Raw genomic sequence first — 18385 nt, 5'->3', positions numbered from 1 at the left:
TGACAGATTATTTCTGGCGGATTGCATTAGTTATCTGCCAGAAATATTTGTTTTTGGATGTGCGTAATTACGCTGCAAAAAACAACATGGTCAGTAGTTGTATTTAGGCTTAAAAGCAAATGAAGGCATTGGAAGTGGATTAAAATATTATTGTAACATATAAAAATTGGATAAAGTGAGTTTAAAGGCAAGGTCAATAGGTTGGGGATTTGTTTTTTGTGTAATGGGCGCTGTATACAGTAGCTGTTCTTCTTATGCGCAAGTCTCATCCGTTAAGGTAGACTTTAATATGAATGGCCGAAAACCAGCAGAAGTAAATGCATTTGGGTACACGCCCTGGGAGGTGAATGGTGGAGAAAAAGATACATTGCAAGTGGGTAAACTTCATTTTATTGTTGCTGCGGGCAACCATGGAACTTTAACACCCACTTGGTTTAAATCAGCCGTCAGAGGGCCGGCAAAAGCCCGGTTTACCTGTGATGGTCTGACAGTAAATGATGATGGGCAGACAGATCAAAGGCTAAATGAAAAAGCAGCGATCAGTAGAACACCAGAAGAAATTACACTTAAAATTGACGGTTTAAGTGCAGGTAAGCATACATTAATCACCTATCATAATATTATTGATGCTCTGGATCCCGCTGAAGCTTGCCCCATGGATATTTATGTAGATAACAAAAAAGTGATAACTGGTTTTAATTCATCCGTCAGGGCGCTGGATATCCATGACTGCGCCGCTGCCAAACTTAACCTAACGGCATCAGCTGGCAAAGCTATAGTCATCCGATTTGTCGCGTCCCCTAAGGCGAATAGTCCTTACCATAAAATATTTATAAACGGCTTTCAGCTGGATGGAATAGACCCGGCTGATCAGGCCTATGGTCCAATACCGGTTGATCGGGATGAGCATGTCGCACTCAGCCCTGATGGAAGCTATACCTTACAGTGGAATGCGCCTGGTCACGCAACCTCGCATGATCTTTATTTTGGAACAGATTCTACTGCTGTGGCTCAGGCTGATAAGCACGCTGATACCTATAAAGGCAGATTGGAAGCCAAGGATACTAGCTTTACGGCGAAAGATTTAAATACGTTGAATAAATATTATTGGCGTGTGGATGAAGTAATGGCAGATCATATTTATAAAGGCAAGGTCTGGGAACTAAGAGGCCGCCATCTGGCTTTTGACGGCGCAGAAGGTTATGGTCGGTTTGCCAGAGGAGGTCGCGGCGGTAAAGTCGTTTATGTCACGAGTCTGAGTGATGATGGCCCTGGTAGTTTGCGCGAAGCGGTTACTCGTGATATCGGTCCCCGCATTATTGAATTTAAGGTGGGTGGTCTGATTGAATTAAAATCAAGACTTGTACTAAGTCAGCCAAATGTCACGGTTGCCGGTCAAACAGCACCTGGCAAAGGCATTTGCATTCGGTCGGCTCCTTTTGGCATTACTGGTAATGATTGTATTGCCCGCTTTATTAGAGTAAGAGTCGGTGACGGACCTACCTATGATGGTATGGGACTTACTGGCGCCAATAACAGCATTGTTGATCATTGTTCTATTAGCTGGACCAAAGACGAGGCTTTTAGTTCCAGAGGAGGACATAATATTACCTTACAAAGGACCTTAATATCTGAGGCCTTAAATGCTGCGGGACATAAAAATTATCCTAAAGGTAAAGAGCATGGATTTGCCGCCACCATAGGAGGCGATATTGGCAGCTTCCATCATAATCTGTTGGCAGATAACTATGGCAGAAACTGGAGTCTGGGTGGTGGACTGGTAGATGGTCATTATGGTGGAAGAATGGATATTACCAATAATGTTGTTTATAATTGGGGCCATCGGGCCACCGATGGGGGAGCGCATGAGGTGAATTTTGTCAATAATTATTATAAACCTGGACCTGGTACAGATTGGTTCTATGCATTCAATGCCCAACACGAAGGCGTTGGCAGAGGAACACAGCAGTGTTATTTTATAGGTAATGTAATGCCTGGCCATTTTGATACCACAACCCAGACGGCTGGCAGAAAAGTGAGTCATAGTAATGGCGATACCAGCAGTTACCGGACTTACGTAGATCACCCCTTTTTCCCGTCCTATGTGACCACACAGTCTGCAGATGAGGCCTATAAAATTGTCTTGTCAGATGTTGGATGCAATAGCCCTGAACTAGACCAGCATGATCAAAGAATTATCCGGGAAACCCTGGCAGGTATAACTACTGTCGTGGGAAGCGTGACGCATAAAAAAGGGTTTCCTGATAAAGTGGCAGATGCAGGCGGTTATGAATCTTATCCAACTGTTTTGCGGCCAGATAACTGGGATAGTGATGAGGACGGACTACCGGATTGGTGGGAAAAAAGCCACGGCTTAAATCCTAAAGGTGCCAAAGCAGATATGTCGGACAGCAATGCAGATACGGATAAAGATGGTTATACCAACCTGGATGATTACCTGGACTGGATGGCTAAGCCGCATTATTTTACTACAGAAAATCAGCCTGTGCGTATCGATTTAAAGGCTTTGTCCCGCGGCTTTGTGGATGGTCCTGTATTTAAAGTGTCGGACGTTCAAGGCGGGAAGGTAACCCTTGATAAAACTGGTCAATTGAGTTTCGTTTTTGAAAATCAAATGCAGGGTGCTCATAATACACAGGTAAGCTTAGGTAGTTTTAGCTTTACCGTGACAGACAACCAAGGCGCCAGTATGACAAGAAAAGTAAATCTGGCTTTTGGCGTAAAACCTTATTAAAGGCAAAACTAGAATATTGAATAACGCGATATTTAATATTCCAATAAAACCACCAAAGTGGTATCATTAATTATGTGGAACCTAACCTTAAAAGATAACAGAAGTAGCACCAGGAATTGTTTGGGTAGTTGTTTGAGTTGTATGGCTGTAAACCATGGCATAGGAGGCGACCGACACCGTAAGTATAATAGTCACAAGCATAGAGGGTATAGCCCCCATTGGTTATTGTGCCTACTGTTGCTTTTATTAATGGCAGGTCAGCAGGCACAACTATTTGGACAAATTAGCAGACAAGTTAGCGGGCAAAATAGCAGGCAAAATAGTGGGCAAAAGATGCTGATTGCCTATCAAAAGGAAAAAACAGGAAGAGTTGCTTTTGGTGCAACAAGGTTGTCAGCCACTTTAAAAAAGGCGGGATTCCAGACCTCTATGCTGCCCCTAAATGAAATTATAGATAACAAAGCCTTTAAAACGAGACACTGCATTTATATTGGTGTAAATGATGACCCGGTATTTAACCGGTTATTATTGCAACAAAAGGGCAGATTTGAGCCGGATACGGCAAAAGAAGGTTTTGTAATTCAAGGGGACAGAGAAGGTATGACCCTCGTTGCGGGGGCTGATAAGTCGGGGGCCTTATATGGATGCTTGCAATTAGCCGACCAGTTAACGGCTTTAGTATCAGATATATCAACAAAGAAGGGAAGTGATAGCCGCCATTTGTATGTCGCTATTGATTCTCTGCTTAACAATATAAATGTCAGCGATCAACCACAGATGACCCTTCGCGGCGCCTGCATTGGTTTACAAAAACCTTATTTACTTCCCGGACGCGGCACTTATGAATATCCTTATACCAAGGAGAATTTTCCTTGGTTTTATAATAAGGAACTGTGGATTAAATATTTGGATATGCTGGTGGAAAACCGCATGAATACGCTTTATTTGTGGTCCGGACATCCTTTTGCTTCTCTGGTAAGGCTAAAAGATTATCCAGATGCCGTGGAAGTAGATAGTGCCACTTTTACGGCCAATCAACAGATGTTTCATTTTTTGACCACCGAGGCCAATAAAAGGGGCATATGGGTAATCCAGGCATTTTATAACATCATTGTCTCCAAGCCTTTTGCTGAAAAACATCATATTAAAACCCAGGATAGAAACAGACCCATTACGCCATTAATTGCCGATTATACCCGAAAATCCATTGCTGCCTTTGTTAAACAATATCCCAATGTTGGTCTGCTAGTTACCTTGGGCGAAGCCATGGAAGGTGTCGGTCCGGATGATACCAACTGGTTTACCAAAACGATTATTCCAGGCGTTAAAGACGGATTAAAAGCACTTGGCCAAACAAAGGAGCCGCCCATTATATTAAGAGCACATGACGCCGACGCACCAGCGGTGATTGCGGCAGCTAAGCCTTTATACCATAATTTGTATACCATGGCCAAATATAATGGTGAGGCCTTGACGACTTACCGCCCCCGCGGCCCCTGGGCTGCCTTACATAAAAAATTAAGTGAGACCTCGCCGGTACAAGTGGAGAATGTACATATTTTAGCTAATCTGGAGCCTTTTAGGTATGGAGCGGACGATTTTATTCAAAAATGTGTCCAGGCGATGCATAAAATATATGGTTCCAATGGTCTGCATCTCTATCCACAGGCCTCTTATTGGGACTGGCCATATAGCGCCGACAATACAGATCCCAGATTGTTACAGATGGACAGGGACTGGTTATGGTACAGCGAGTGGGCCCGTTACGCCTGGAATGCGGAGCGTGACAGAGAAAAAGAAAGACAGTACTGGTCAAAAAGAATCGCTGGTAAATATGGAAGCGATCTTAAGACGGGGCAAAATATACTAACGGCCTATGAAGCCTCCGGTCTTATTGCCCCCAAGTTACTCAGACGCTATGGAATCACGGATGGCAATCGTCAGACTTTAAGTCTGGGGATGCTTATGAGCCAGTTGATTGATCCAGAGCGATATGGCTTATTTACTTTACTATATAACTCAGAATCTCCTGAGGGAGAAATGATTACCGAATATGCCAGCAAAGAGTGGCTTCACCAAAAACACATAGGTGAGACACCTGTACAAATTGCCCGGGAAGTGGTTGCGGATGCAGCGAAAGCGGTAAAGGCTATTCAGGCGGCGCAAGGTGGGGTGACCAAAAATACTGCTGAATTTAAAAGGCTAAAGACAGATATGCTGAGCTATCAATACCTGGCCAGTTTTTACAGCAAAAAAGTAATGGCGGCGCTGGATATATTGCGATATGGTTACAGTCATCATCTCCAGGACCTGGAAGCGGCAGTGCCTTTGATGGAGCAGAGTGTTCAGGCTTTTCAGCATTTAGCGGCGGTAGCTGGCCCTGCTTACCTGTATGCCAATAGTCTACAGACAGGTGCCAGAAAGATTCCGATGACGGGTAAAAACGGCCAGTATAAAACCTGGGCCGATTTATTGCCCGTCTACCAGCAAGAACTCGATCATTTTAAAAAGAATATTGCAGCATTAAAGGCACATGGAAAAGATAATTCCATAACAACCTCCACCTGGGGTGCGCTAAAAGCTACGCGTGTTCAGTTTTTAGTACCAAAGGATACGGCGGGTCTATCAATGGCTGAATTAGGTGCCTATTATATAAAACTGGATAATCAAAATCAAACGGGTATTTATCAAACCAGGCATGGTGGACAACCCTTTAGTGATACAACAGTGGCCATTGACAGTATGGCCATGCCGCTAAGAAAGCTCAGCGGATTGAAAGTAGACCGCACCAGGCAAATAGAGGCCGGTACACGGCTGTATTTTAAAACCGACAAGCCGGTTACTTTATTTGTAGGTTTTTTTACCCAGAAAAATAAAGCCTATCTAAAAGAACCGGAATTAGAAACAGATGCCAGCGCCAATGATTATGGTCAGGCAGCCACAAAAATTGCAAATGCCGGGATATTACCTGGTTATCCGGCCATAAATGTGCATAGTTATACTTTTGACAAAGGTGTGCATGATTTGCAGCTGGGCAAAGGTATTTGCCTGCTATTGGGATTTGTGGAGGCTAATTCAACGGGGGAGCATTTGCCTGCTTTTGATGCGCGCCTGGGTGCAGCTGGCGGACATCCGGATCTGGACTGGCTTTTCAGATAAAGTCAACTAAGGCACTCGCAATTGTAATCTGGGAAAATGAAAATTTTATTAATTAATGAAGCGTTTTGAAGACTTACCTATTAAGATGAATCAACAACATACAGTAAAAATTAAAAAAAGTATAGATTCTGGGCATTATTGGCGGGGCTATTTTTTGTTCAACCGGGGGCTGGTCGGGCACAAGTCCATTCCCAATCCCAATCCTATTTACAAACTGAACAACACTATCACCGGCAGGATCCAATACAGAAGCCCTTCATACTTAATCCTGCCATTATGCAGGAGGATGTTGCAGCCTTTAATCACCAGGACAGCGGCGACGTTGTTAATTATGTGGAAAATAAAGATGCCTATCAGTGGCTAAGTGCCAATATCCCTCTTTTTTCCTGTCCGGATACCACACTGCAGAAAATCTATTATTTCAGGTGGTGGAGCTTTAGAAAGCACCTGGTCAAAACACCCTATGGTTTTATTTTTACGGAGTTTATAACCCCTGTAAAGTTTGCGGGTGCGTTTAACGGGATTAGCTCCGCGCTCGGCCATCAAATCTATGAAGGCCGGTGGCTCCATAATCCAACCTATATTCAGCAGTATGCGGCCTATTGGATGTTTGGAGATCCAGCGCAGAAAAAGCCGGTATTTCATAAATTCAGTACATGGATTGATGACGCTGTGTATGGCCTTTATCTGGTGGGGCGAGATAAAAACTATCTGGAAAAAATGTTGCCTGCACTGGAAAAGGATTATAAAAAGTGGGGGGTAGAAAGGCAGTTGCCCAGTAAGCTTTATTGGCAATATGACGTAAGGGATGCCATGGAAGAATCTATCAGTGGTTCCAGAACCGTAAAAAACAGACGCCCCACGCTCAATAGCTATATGTATGGCAATGCAGTAGCGCTTTCTAAAATAAGTCAGATACTGGGAAGGACAGCGGCAGCAACTGCTTATCAGCATGAGGCAACTGAGCTCAGGCAGTTGGTACTGGATAGTCTCTGGGATGCCAAAGCCGTTTTTTTTGAAGTCAGACATCCAAACGGCAAGTTTGCAGATGCCCGGGAAGAGATTGGATTTATACCCTGGTATTTTAACTTGCCCCCTGATCGTAAAGTGTATGCCAAGGCGTGGGATCAGCTAATGGATACAACTGGGTTTAGTGCACCCTGGGGCATAACAACAGCTGAAAGAAGGCATCCGCTTTTTAGAACCCATGGAAGCGGTCATGGCTGTGAATGGGACGGTGCGGTATGGCCCTATGCGACCACGCAGACTTTAAAGGGCCTGGCTAATTTATTGAATAATTATAAGCACCATAATGAGATGAGCCGGCAGGTTTATTATGATGCGTTGCATAAATATGCCTGGGCACAGCAAAAAAACGGACAACCTTTTATTGGTGAGTATCAGGATGAAAAAACAGGGTTCTGGCTACGCAATAATCCACGCAGCAGATATTATAATCACTCAGGATTTGCAGACTTGATTATAAGTGATTTAGTGGGGATTAAACCCGCCCTTGGCGATAAGCTGACCATTGCCCCATTAATTCCTGAAAAGCAGTGGGATTGGTTCTGTCTGGATAAAGTACGCTATCATAATCATATGCTGACTATTGTGTGGGATAAAACAGGGAAGCATTATGGTCATGGAAAAGGTTTTATCGTGTTTGTGGATGGCCTGAAAGTTAAACAGGTGGCAAAATTAAAAACCCTGCAGATTTCCTTATAAGAAAACCTCATTCGCTTTAAAATTAAATGATCATGTCCAGCTCTTTATTTTCCCTAAGTAAAACAGTTCGCCAATTAATGGTACTTTCTTGCGCCGTATTGCTTTTAAGTTGTCACATTGATACAGGCAATGACCAGCAGCAAGCCGTAAAGCCTGATGAACTCGTACTTTGGTATAATCAAAGCGCCCAGGATCAACACTGGACAGATGCGCTGCCCATTGGTAATGGCCATCTTGGCGCCATGGTATTTGGTGGTGTGGATACCGATCATATACAATTTAATGAATCAAGCTTATGGACAGGGCGTCCCAGAAATTATGCGCACCCAGGTGCCTATAAGTATTTAGACCAGATCCGGCAGCTGATATTTGCCGGTAAACAATCAGAAGCTGAGGCGCTGGCAGAAGCGCATTTTATGGGTATTAAAGATCATGACCCTAAGGCTTATTTAAAGCTCAAGTCGGACTGGCTCAAAAAAGTGCGCCAGGATACGACGGCTGCCAGCGAAAAATTTGATGACAGCCGGTGGCAGACAATGCAGCTTCCGCTGATTAACGGTTGGGAATCCGGAGGCCATCAAGGCTTAGACGGGGCTCTTTGGTTCAGGGTTGATTTTGAGGTACCTGCTGAATGGACAGGACAGGATTTATATGTCGATCTTGGTAGGATCAGGGATCAGGATTATTGCTATGTCAATGGACATTATGTTGGCATGGGTGCCGGTATTTCTACCAAAAGACATTATTTACTAAAAGCACAGAACCTGCATGTCGGTCAAAATGTGTTGGCCATTCAGGTGATTAATTTTTTTGATAAAGGCGGGTTTACGGGCGTAAAAAATGACCGGCCGATTTTCGTCGTTTATCCCACAAATGCGACGCCTAAAGAAGGAAGACCGCTATCCAGAACCTGGAAATACTGGGTACAGAATGACGCACCACCGGCTTATCCCCAATATGAGGCCAGCTATCAGCCTTTTGGTGATATTTATATCAAAAATTTAAGTGAGGCGGATCCAAAAAATCCAATAAGTCATTACCGCAGATCCTTAGATTTGCGGGAAGCAACTGTTCAGGTAAGTTATCAAAAAGGGGCTATTAAATACAACCGTACCTACTTTGCGAGTGCGGCGGATCCGGTCATGGTTTTTAAATTAAAAGCAAGTCAGCCGGGAAAAATCAGTTTTCAGGCCCGCTTCGCTACCCTGCATAAGGCGCATCAGTATTTTAAAATTGATTCCCAGACCATTGGAATGAAGTTACAGGTGAAGGACGGCGCACTTAGAGGGTATAGCGCCCTTCGTATTAATGCAAACGGCACCAGAGCCAGTGTACTGGTTACAGACAGCACCCTGGAAGTAAGCCATGCAGACAGCGTGGTGCTGTATACGGTAGCCGCCACTAATTTTGTAAATGCAAAGGACGTTACCGGTAAGCCAGATAGTCTTTGCAAGGCCTATCTAGCAAAGATTGCTTTGATTGGCAATGATAGTCGTAATCCTGGTAATCCTAGTAGTCATAGTGAATGGGGAGATTACGACCTCCTGTACAAACGTCATGAAGCGGCTTATCATCAGTTATTTGACTCCTTTGACCTGCACCTGGGTCCTGAAAACTCAAATAACAACGCAAGCTCCGGCACGGATCAGGCAGCTTCTTTGCCAACGGATCAAAGAATAAAGGCCTTTAGTGTAAAGTCTGATCCGGGACTTATCACGCTTTATACACAATACGCCCGCTACCTGATGATCAGTGCAACGCCACCAGGAGGCCGGGCAGCTAATTTGCAAGGCATCTGGAATGACTTACTGACACCACCCTGGGGTAGTAAATATACCACTAATATTAACCTGGAAATGAATTACTGGCCAGCAGAAAAGCTCAATCTTTCTGCATGCACGACCCCGCTATTTAAACTAATAGAGGTGATTGCAAAAACTGGCAGCCTTACGGCAAAAGAGCAGTATGGGGCTCCAGGCTGGGTGCTGCACCATAATACAGACATCTGGGGCGCCACAGCGCCCATTGATGCAGCGAAACACGGTATATGGCTCGGCGGGGCAGCCTGGCTCTGTCATCATTTATATGAACATTATCTATTTACCAGAGATAGTGTATTTCTGCGCGATACTGCCTATCCGATTATGAAGCGCGCTGCAGCCTTCTACCAACATATTCTGGTAAAAGATCCAAAGACGGGTTATCTGGTCTCAGCGCCTTCTAACTCACCCGAACACGGCGGACTCGTAGCAGGACCGACCATGGATCATCAGCTAATCTGCGATCTGTTCAGCAACTGTATCCATGCCGCAAAAGTCTTAGGGGGCGATAGCGCTTTCAATAGTGAGCTTAAGGAAGAATATAAAAAGATCGCCCCTAACCAGATTGGCCAGTACGGACAGTTGCAGGAGTGGATGCAGGATATAGATGATACGTCGGATACGCATCGGCATGTTTCCCATTTGTGGGGTGTCTACCCAGGCAATGATATAAGCTGGGATAAGGATTCTGCTATGATGCGGGCGGCCAGGCAGTCACTAATCTACAGAGGTGACGGTGGAACAGGATGGTCTGTTGCCTGGAAACTCAATCTCTGGGCTCGATTCAAAGACGGTAATCACGCTTTGAAGCTACTTAAGGAATTACTCAGACCTGCGGAAGGTGCCGCTGGCAGAGAGCGCGGTGGTGTGTATCACAACCTGATGGATGCCCATCCGCCATTTCAGATAGATGGCAATTTTGGGGGTGCGGCAGGCCTGGCAGAAATGCTGGTTCAAAGCCAAAATGGTTATATAGATTTACTGCCCGCTTTGCCAGATAGTCTGGCTGAAGGCTGGGTAAAAGGAATTAAGGCCAGAGGTGGCTATGAACTTAGGTTGTTCTGGCAGCATCATCAATTACAAAAAGTGCAAATCAGTGGTGTGATTAATGGTAGCTGCGAGCTCAGATACGGAAAGCTACAAAGACAAATACAGGTCAGTGCGGGTAAATGGTATACATTGGATGGAGCGCTTCAGCCTATTCAACCAGCAGATGATTTTAAGGACAACACAAAGTAAGATAGTGTGCATTAATCGCAATTACTATGGCCTTAGTATATACAGTATTTTATACTAAGAGCGCGCTAAAGCAGAAGAGAAACCTAGAGATATAAAGGGATGGTAAATTGATTTATAAAACTTAAGACAAGTGCCAGGATGCGGACGAGCAGTGTAAACCAAGTGAAGGAATCATATCGTAGAAGTCATTGTAAGCTTAGATTTAATCTTAGTCTTAAGCTGGCTTACTGGCGGTATTATGCACTTTGTCTACTGCTGCTGCTTTGTTTTTATCAATCTGGTCAGGCAGCGTTGCCCTGGAGCTCGGATTACAGAACGGATCAATTGCTGGATAGCGATTGGCTAACGGCGGCAGATACTACTGGCAGCAGTGCTTTTCAGGATTTTCAAAATTTAACCTATAAGGCTTCTGCGACCAGTGGCTGGAAGGCAGTAAATCTGCCACATAACTGGGATGATTATGGTGGATATATCCGCAAAAAACACGGCAACAGACATGGAGACTGTTGGTACAGAAAAACTTTTGACGCCAAATGTCAGACCGGTAAAACAAGTTTCCTTTTTTTTGAAGGGGTGAGTTCTTATGCCACCGTTTATCTGAATGGTCATTTAGTGGGTAGGCACAGCGGCGGCCGAACGAGCTTTACCTTAGAGGTCTCGGCTTATTTAAATAAAAATGGACGGGATAATTTGCTGGCTGTAAAGGTGGCGCATCCGGCAAACATCAGGGATTTGCCCTGGGTATGCGGCGGGTACTCGGATGAAGTAGGCTTTTCAGAAGGCAGTCAACCCATGGGTATTTTTAGACCCGTGCATTTAATTCAGACTGGAAAAGTCCGTATTATCCCCTTTGGCGTGCATATCTATAATGATACTACTGTTAACGAAAACGAGGCCATCTTACAGGTAGAAACAACATTAAAAAGTTATGCTCAACCGGGCAAACAAGTAACCATCCGGCAACAGTTGATCGATAAAGCAGGTTCTGAAGTTGCGAGATTTAGTCAATCAACCACTATTGGGTCAAATGATAAACAGCTGCATTGTCAGCTTCAACTAACTGGAAATGTACACTTATGGTCGCTTCAGTCCCCCTACTTATACCAGCTTAAAACCACGGTCTTAGATAAGCATTCTGGTGATGTGCTGGATGAGTTAACCACGCCCTATGGTATCCGGTGGATAAAATGGCCTGATCTTCATAATCCAGTCCCCAAACAGTTTTTACTCAACGGAAAACCGGTCTTTATTAATGGTATAGCCGGTTATGAGCATGCGCTTGGGAAAAGTCACGCCTTTACTGCCCAGGAAATCGCCACCAGGGTGGCGATGATCCGAAGTATGGGGTTCAACGGCTTTAGAGATGCGCATCAGCCGCATAATTTACGTTATGAATATTATTGGGATCAGCTAGGTGTGCTGTGGTGGCCGCAGTTTTCTGCACACATATGGTTTGATACACCCGCCTTCAGACAAAACTTTTTAAGATTGTTAAAGGATTGGGTGCTGGAACGAAGAAACAGCCCGGCCAATATTATGTGGGGATTGCAAAATGAAAGCCGGCTGCCGGCGGATTTTGCCAGACAATGCGTGGCGCTGATCAGATCACTTGATCCCACAGCCTCCAGTCAAAGACTTATTACCACCTGCAATGGTGGTCAGGGGACAGATTGGGATGTACCTCAAAACTGGAGTGGTACCTATGGCGGAGATCCAAACACCTATGATAAGGACCTGAAAAAAGAAGTGCTGGTCGGGGAGTACGGCGGTTGGCGTACCATGGACTTGCATAGTGAAGGCGGATTTGATGCGAAGGGGCCTTATAGTATAGATAGCTGGTGTGCTTTACTTGAAAAGAAAATTTGGTTGGCAAATAAGGTACGTGACAGCGTGGCCGGGCAGTTTTTGTGGTTATTTAATTCTCATGATAACCCAGGAAGAGAACAGGCAGCTGAAGGCTATAGAGATCTGGATAGGATTGGGCCGGTCAACTATAAAGGGGTTCTTACCAGTTGGGAAGAACCTACAGAAGCCTATTACTTATATCAGTCTAACTTTACCAGTGCAGACACCGCCCCCATGGTGCATATTGCGGACCATGAATGGGTGGGGCGGTGGAAAAACCCTACGGAAAAAAAAGATATCATTATTTATTCCAACTGTGACTCGGTGGTCCTATATAACGGCATCCATCAACGCTCACTTGGAAGTAGAAGTAGAAGGGGTATAGGTACTCATTTTACCTGGTCCCAGGTGCAACTGCATTATAACGTACTATATGCGGTGGGATACTATAATGGTCGGGCAGTGGTATCTGATAGGATAAGGTTACGCAATTTACCGGTGGCGCCACAGCTGCAGGAGAACCGCAAAAAGGCCTCAGGGGCGTTGGATCAAAATCAAACGCCGGAGCAGAATCAGCATCAGAATCTTGATTTGAATACAGCTAGTGATAATAGAATAAGCGATCATGAGGATATGAACACCCATCAGGACGTGTTGTATCCTAAGGCTGGTTATCATTATTTGTATCGTTATAACGCTGGTGGACCTTCTTATAAGGATCACTATGGCAACCTATGGTCGGCTGACAGAAATCTGACACCCGGCCAAACAGCAAATGAGTATGGATCCTTGTCCTGGACGGCGGCCTATAAAGGGCTCCCTGCTTATTTTGCCAGTCAGCGTTATATTACAGATCCTGTAAAGGGTAACTTTGATGAAGCACTTTTTCAGACCTTTCGTTATGGAAGAGATCAGCTAAAATTTATTTTTCCGGTAGAAAATGGAGATTATCTGGTGCAGTTGTTTTTTGTAGAACCCTGGTGGGGCATCGGATCTCACGAAAACTGCAGCGGATGGAGAGATTTTGATGTTGCCATCAATGGGAAAATAATGTTGCATCATTTAGATATTTTTAAGGAAGCTGGCAGTCTTAACGCGCTAAGAAAGGAGCTCCATGTCCAAGTGCAAAATGGTCAGATTGTCATTAATTTTCCCGAGACGTATAGCGGGCAGGCCGTTGTTTCAGGGATTGCCATCGCCCAAAAAATAAAGACATCAGAAAATGACGCTATCGACCTAAAAACAGCACCTGGCAGCCAGCCATCTGCTATTTTTGCGCCGACGCAAAATCATGGTGACAATAGCCATTTTCAGGTGAAGGATTGGCTGTCACTTGGCGATTCCACGACAGTGTACCTAAAAAAGTCTGGGGGAAAAAATAGCGCAGTGAAGGTGCATTTTAATCATTTACCGCCGGCTTTATTTGGTGCAGAGTGGTTAGGGCATAAAACGACTGGCAAACAGCCTTCAGTTAAGAAGGCGCATCTCTTAGACAGTCCTAGTGATAATCATACGCCTATTTATTGGGAAGCCAAAGAGCCGCTACAGCTCTATATAGCAACGCCCTGGCAGGATACGGTGCTTCTTAGACAATTAAAGGCAGCGGGATATATAGACACCGACTCTAAAATCTTCCTTATTAAGAAGGTGGGGATTGCTGAAAAGCTGGATAGCCTGCTTGTTTTAAAAAAGGAGCTAAAAGCAATGCAAAAGATACAACAAACTGCTTGGTGGAATAGCTGTCTGATGGCTTTTAAGCCAGTCAGTCTGATGCAACCGCCCTATGACCAGAAGCCGGATCTGACCTTTGGCATAAATGCAACTCGTTATAATACCGGCACTCAAAAAACAAAAAGGGCGGATAAGGATTGTCTGGTTTACAAAGTGCAGCAAACAAAGCCCGCTGAGATGAAAAGAGCCTTTTGTAGCTGGGATATCCTAACTGGAGTCGCTGATTTTCATTCCTTTCAGTTGAAATATGCCTATGAAGGACTGGATAGTCTGCCTGCTAAATTAACGCTTTTAGCCGCTGACGGAAAGGTCATGGCCTCCGCAAATATATGGCTCACCCATACCAGGGAAAATAAATGGAATAGCAGTTATCTGCTAACCCCGACAATGATTAATGCGGGCCGTTACACACTTAGAATCAGTTGGCAACGGCCAATTAAACAAGCGCTTTTTATTTATTCCTTGAAGATGCGCTAATGCACTGCATATGCTGCTAGTTGAATTTTGCCTGTTTTTCAAAATCTTGATTGGCTTATTGTGTCTTTGAGGCTTTTTTAGTTAATTGGCTGATTGCTAAGAGACTAAAATGAGGTCTCCAAGGTTTGTATTTAGTTGTTTCATGACCAATAAAAGCAAATAGACACATTTTTCCTGTTTTATGATAATTTAATACAATTAAATGAAAATATTGTGGAAAGATGTATTTATATATAAAATTAACTTTGACATATAAATATAAGGCATTCGTTTAAAAGCTTTATAAATAACAGGCATTCTACAAAAAAAATCGCTACGATACTGAACATTCAAAAACTTGAATGTGTGGGATTTAAAAATAACAAATGTGCGTTAAGTCGTTAAGAGGGGGCTCCGGGCAACTTGTCCACATTTGTTATCCCATCATTAAACATAAAAAAATGGAAATGAGAAAAGGCTTTTCGAGATTAATATTGCTGGTTGTAGCACTCGGCGCTACCTTACAGTTCGCAAGTGCGCAATTTAAAAGCACAAAGGCTGAGCAGGATCCTGCCTATGTAAAAGTAATTGAGCAGCGAGTAGCTAAAATTGTGGCGCCGCTCCATTTGACAAATGCGGCAAAACAACAAAAAGTGCAAAATGTTATTGAACAGCAATATTTTGATCTAAACAAAATTGATGCAGATGAGCAAAAGGCCATTGATGCCATTAACCAGGGACAATTATCAAAAGGTGCGCAAAAGGATGCTATAGCAGCTACCAAGAGCCGCACGGACGCTAAGGTGGCCGCTTTACATCCAGTGTTTGTAGCAAGGTTAAATCAATTGCTTAATAAGGATCAGGTAGCTGAAGTAAAAGATGGTATGACTTATCATACCCTTGAAGTTACTTATAAGGCGTATACGGATATGCTACCAGATCTCACTGGTAAGCAGAAAAAGCAAATTATGGCCTGGTTGGTTGAGGCACGTGAACATGCGATTGACGGCGGAAGCTCCAAAGAGAAACACGCCTGGTTTGGGAAATACAAAGGTCGTATCAATAATTACCTGTCCAAGGCCGGTATTGATATGAAGGAGGCGGAGATTGCCTGGAAAAAAGAAGGGAGTCCGCCAAATTATAAAATAGGTTAATCAATTCAAACATAGATTGCGAGCCATATGATTCCTTGTTGAACTACTTTAGTATATAAAAACTAAAGTCACAGGTCAACAGGCAGTATTAGAAAATAAACGCTTATTCTAGTAAGCACTGCCTAAAAATGTGCAATAGTTAAGATGTGACATGTTTAGTGACTATTGCTATAATACTGGATCGAATAAGAGAACTTTATCCTGCTGCAATTGGAAAAGTTCCGGGTAAGAGATACCCTGGTATTCGATTGGAACCAGTTGAGAATCGTAATAAATTTAAAAACAAAATTAGTTAAAATTAATTAATGAAAAAGTATTCTTTGCCTTTAATCTTTTGCACGCTTTTGATTGGCGGTACAAAAATGCTACAGGCACAGTATCCGACAATCACTTCCGCAATGCGGGATTCTATTAAAGTGTTTACAGATGGATTTAAGGCACATTCGGATTCTATGTGGAAAATAGCTTATCCGATCGTTGAAAAAGAAGCCAGAGAAGGCAAGCCTTATATTCCCTGGGCGGCCAGGCCAACAGACCTTCCACAGTCCCAGCTTTTAGCCTTTCCGGGGGCTGAAGGCGGTGGGGCACATACAGAAGGAGGTAGAGGTGGAAAAGTTTATGTGGTTACCAGCCTGGCCGATCATGGTCCGGGAACTTTCAGAGAAGCCTGTGAAAAGGGCGGCCATAGAACCATTGTTTTTAATGTCGCCGGTATTATCCATCTTCAGACGCCAATTATTTTAAGAGCACCCTATGTAACGATTGAAGGGCAGACAGCGCCAGGAGACGGTGTTTGTATTGCCGGAGAATCTTTTTGGATCAATACCCATGATGTGATTATGCGTTATATGCGCTTTAGAAGGGGTAAAACCTGGGTGGGACGCAGAGATGATGCGTTGGGTGGTAACCCAGTAGGTAATATTATCATAGATCACGTTTCTGCAAGCTGGGGACTCGATGAGAATATGTCCATTTACAGGCATATGTTTGATCCCGGGGATGGTTCCAAAGAAGAAAAACATGGAACCGTTAATATGACCGTTCAAAACAGTATTTCTGCCGAATCCCTGGATTATTGGAACCATGCCTTTGGGTCCACCATGGGTGGAGAAAATTGTATGCTTGCCAGAAATCTCTGGGCAGATAATACCGGTCGCAATCCGTCCATTGGGTGGAACGGTATTTTTAATTTTGTCAATAATGTGGTCTTTAACTGGCATCACCGTTCAGTGGATGGTGGCGATTATACCACTTTGTATAATATTATTAATAATTACTATAAACCTGGGCCGGTTACAGAAAAAAGTGACCCAGTCGGCCACCGCATATTAAAGCCAGAATCAGGCCGAAGCAAGCTGCCTTATAAGGTTTTTGGAAGGGCCTACGTACATGGGAATATAATGGACGGTTATGATAAAATAACCAAAGATAACTGGGATGGTGGTGTCCAGATGGAAGGCACAGACGGTAATCTCATGTCGCTGGACAGTGCCAAAAGATATTTCCCTTATATGAAATGGGACAAGCCTTTTCCACACCCGGCAGTTACTATTTTGCCGGCAGCCGAAGCCTTCCAGTATGTGCTGAAAAATGTCGGGGCAACGCTGCCCGTCAGAGACGCAGTGGATAAAAGAGTGGTTGAACAGGTAAGGACAGGTAAGATTACTTATAAAGAGATCAATGTAGATAATGATTATCAGTTTAAAGTACGTAAACTACCTAAAGATTCTTATAAACTTGGGATTATTACGGAAATTAAACAAGTAGGTGGTTATCCTGATTATAAGGGTACGCCTTACCAGGATAGTGATAAAGATGGTATGCCTGACAGCTATGAAAGCAAAAATGGGCTGAATCCCCATGACTCGTCTGATGCATCTAAAGAAGCAAAAAATGGCCATGGCTATACCAATATTGAAGTATTTTTGAATAGTGTGGTGCCTGTTAATACCGTGCGTCCCACCTATCAGAAATCATAAGAAGGTTTTGTTTTGTTTGATTAGTTGAAAGATCCTCGAAAAGGGATCAATTGGTTTGGTGAAGTGGGTGTCCGTGCTGTTTTCAGGAACTGAAAGCAGCACACACTCTAAAACCGCTTCAGGTATTTGAAAGCAGTACACACAGCCTAAATTCAATTTCAGGTAATTAAGATCAGCACATATTGCAATAAAACAATATTTAGATATAAGATTATCAGCAGCCACAAATTTGATTTTTTAAATAGTAAATTAGTAAAAAAATAGCGACGTTAAGGAGCCGATTTGAGTCGCAATCCATATTATGAATCATTCATTGAATACATCCCTTAGGGTTAGAAATAGTATAGTAAACATGCGCAAAGGAGCCGGTATACTCTCCTGCTTCTTATTACTGGGTACCACTGTCTGGGCACAGTATCCCAAAATACCGCCGGCAGTACAGGCCAAAGCGGATAGCGCACTAGCTGTTGAACAAAACATTCAGATGCGGCTTGGGCAAAGGCGCTGCCTATTGTAGAGCAA

General features: G+C 43.7%; 8 protein-coding genes. All 8 read left to right on the top strand.

Annotation, left to right across the window (positions count from 1 at the left end; translation table 11 throughout):
- The first annotated feature begins 175 nt into the window (after positions 1-175).
- The 8 genes from FSB73_RS03155 to FSB73_RS27200 all read left to right on the top strand — a co-directional run bounded on the left by FSB73_RS03155 (position 176) and on the right by FSB73_RS27200 (position 18380).
- On the top strand, positions 176-2755 hold the full coding sequence (locus FSB73_RS03155) for an Ig-like domain-containing protein (protein WP_225974438.1): 2580 nt from the start codon (positions 176-178) through the stop codon (positions 2753-2755).
- Positions 2756-2812: 57 nt separating this feature from the next.
- Complete coding sequence (locus tag FSB73_RS03150; protein ID WP_146780083.1) at positions 2813-5914, top strand: alpha-d-galacturonidase; 3102 nt, start codon at positions 2813-2815, stop codon at positions 5912-5914.
- A gap of 276 nt (positions 5915-6190) precedes the next feature.
- Positions 6191-7639, top strand: a complete 1449-nt coding sequence (locus FSB73_RS03145) for an MGH1-like glycoside hydrolase domain-containing protein (RefSeq protein ID WP_146780082.1) — start codon at positions 6191-6193, stop codon at positions 7637-7639.
- 32 nt (positions 7640-7671) lie between these two features.
- On the top strand, positions 7672-10698 hold the full coding sequence (locus FSB73_RS03140; protein WP_146780081.1) for a glycoside hydrolase family 95 protein: 3027 nt from the start codon (positions 7672-7674) through the stop codon (positions 10696-10698).
- A 162-nt stretch (positions 10699-10860) separates the two neighbouring features.
- Positions 10861-14751: a malectin domain-containing carbohydrate-binding protein gene (locus FSB73_RS03135; RefSeq protein WP_158639391.1), complete on the top strand. Its 3891-nt coding sequence runs from the start codon at positions 10861-10863 to the stop codon at positions 14749-14751.
- 440 nt (positions 14752-15191) lie between these two features.
- Entirely contained in the window at positions 15192-15884 is a 693-nt protein-coding gene (locus tag FSB73_RS03130; RefSeq protein WP_225974437.1) for a DUF3826 domain-containing protein, read from the top strand.
- A gap of 305 nt (positions 15885-16189) precedes the next feature.
- Positions 16190-17863 carry a pectate lyase family protein gene (locus FSB73_RS03125; protein ID WP_146780079.1) on the top strand — a complete coding sequence of 558 codons (1674 nt, stop codon included), beginning with the start codon at positions 16190-16192 and terminating at the stop codon, positions 17861-17863.
- A gap of 301 nt (positions 17864-18164) precedes the next feature.
- Entirely contained in the window at positions 18165-18380 is a 216-nt protein-coding gene (locus FSB73_RS27200; RefSeq protein ID WP_317132832.1) for a hypothetical protein, read from the top strand.
- The last annotated feature ends 5 nt before the right edge of the window (positions 18381-18385 follow it).

Origin of the sequence: Arachidicoccus ginsenosidivorans (assembly GCF_007971385.1) — a bacterium.
Lineage (GTDB): Bacteria > Bacteroidota > Bacteroidia > Chitinophagales > Chitinophagaceae > Arachidicoccus > Arachidicoccus ginsenosidivorans.
The sequence above is the reverse complement of the archived record's forward strand: the minus strand, read 5'-3'. Positions and strand labels throughout refer to the sequence as shown.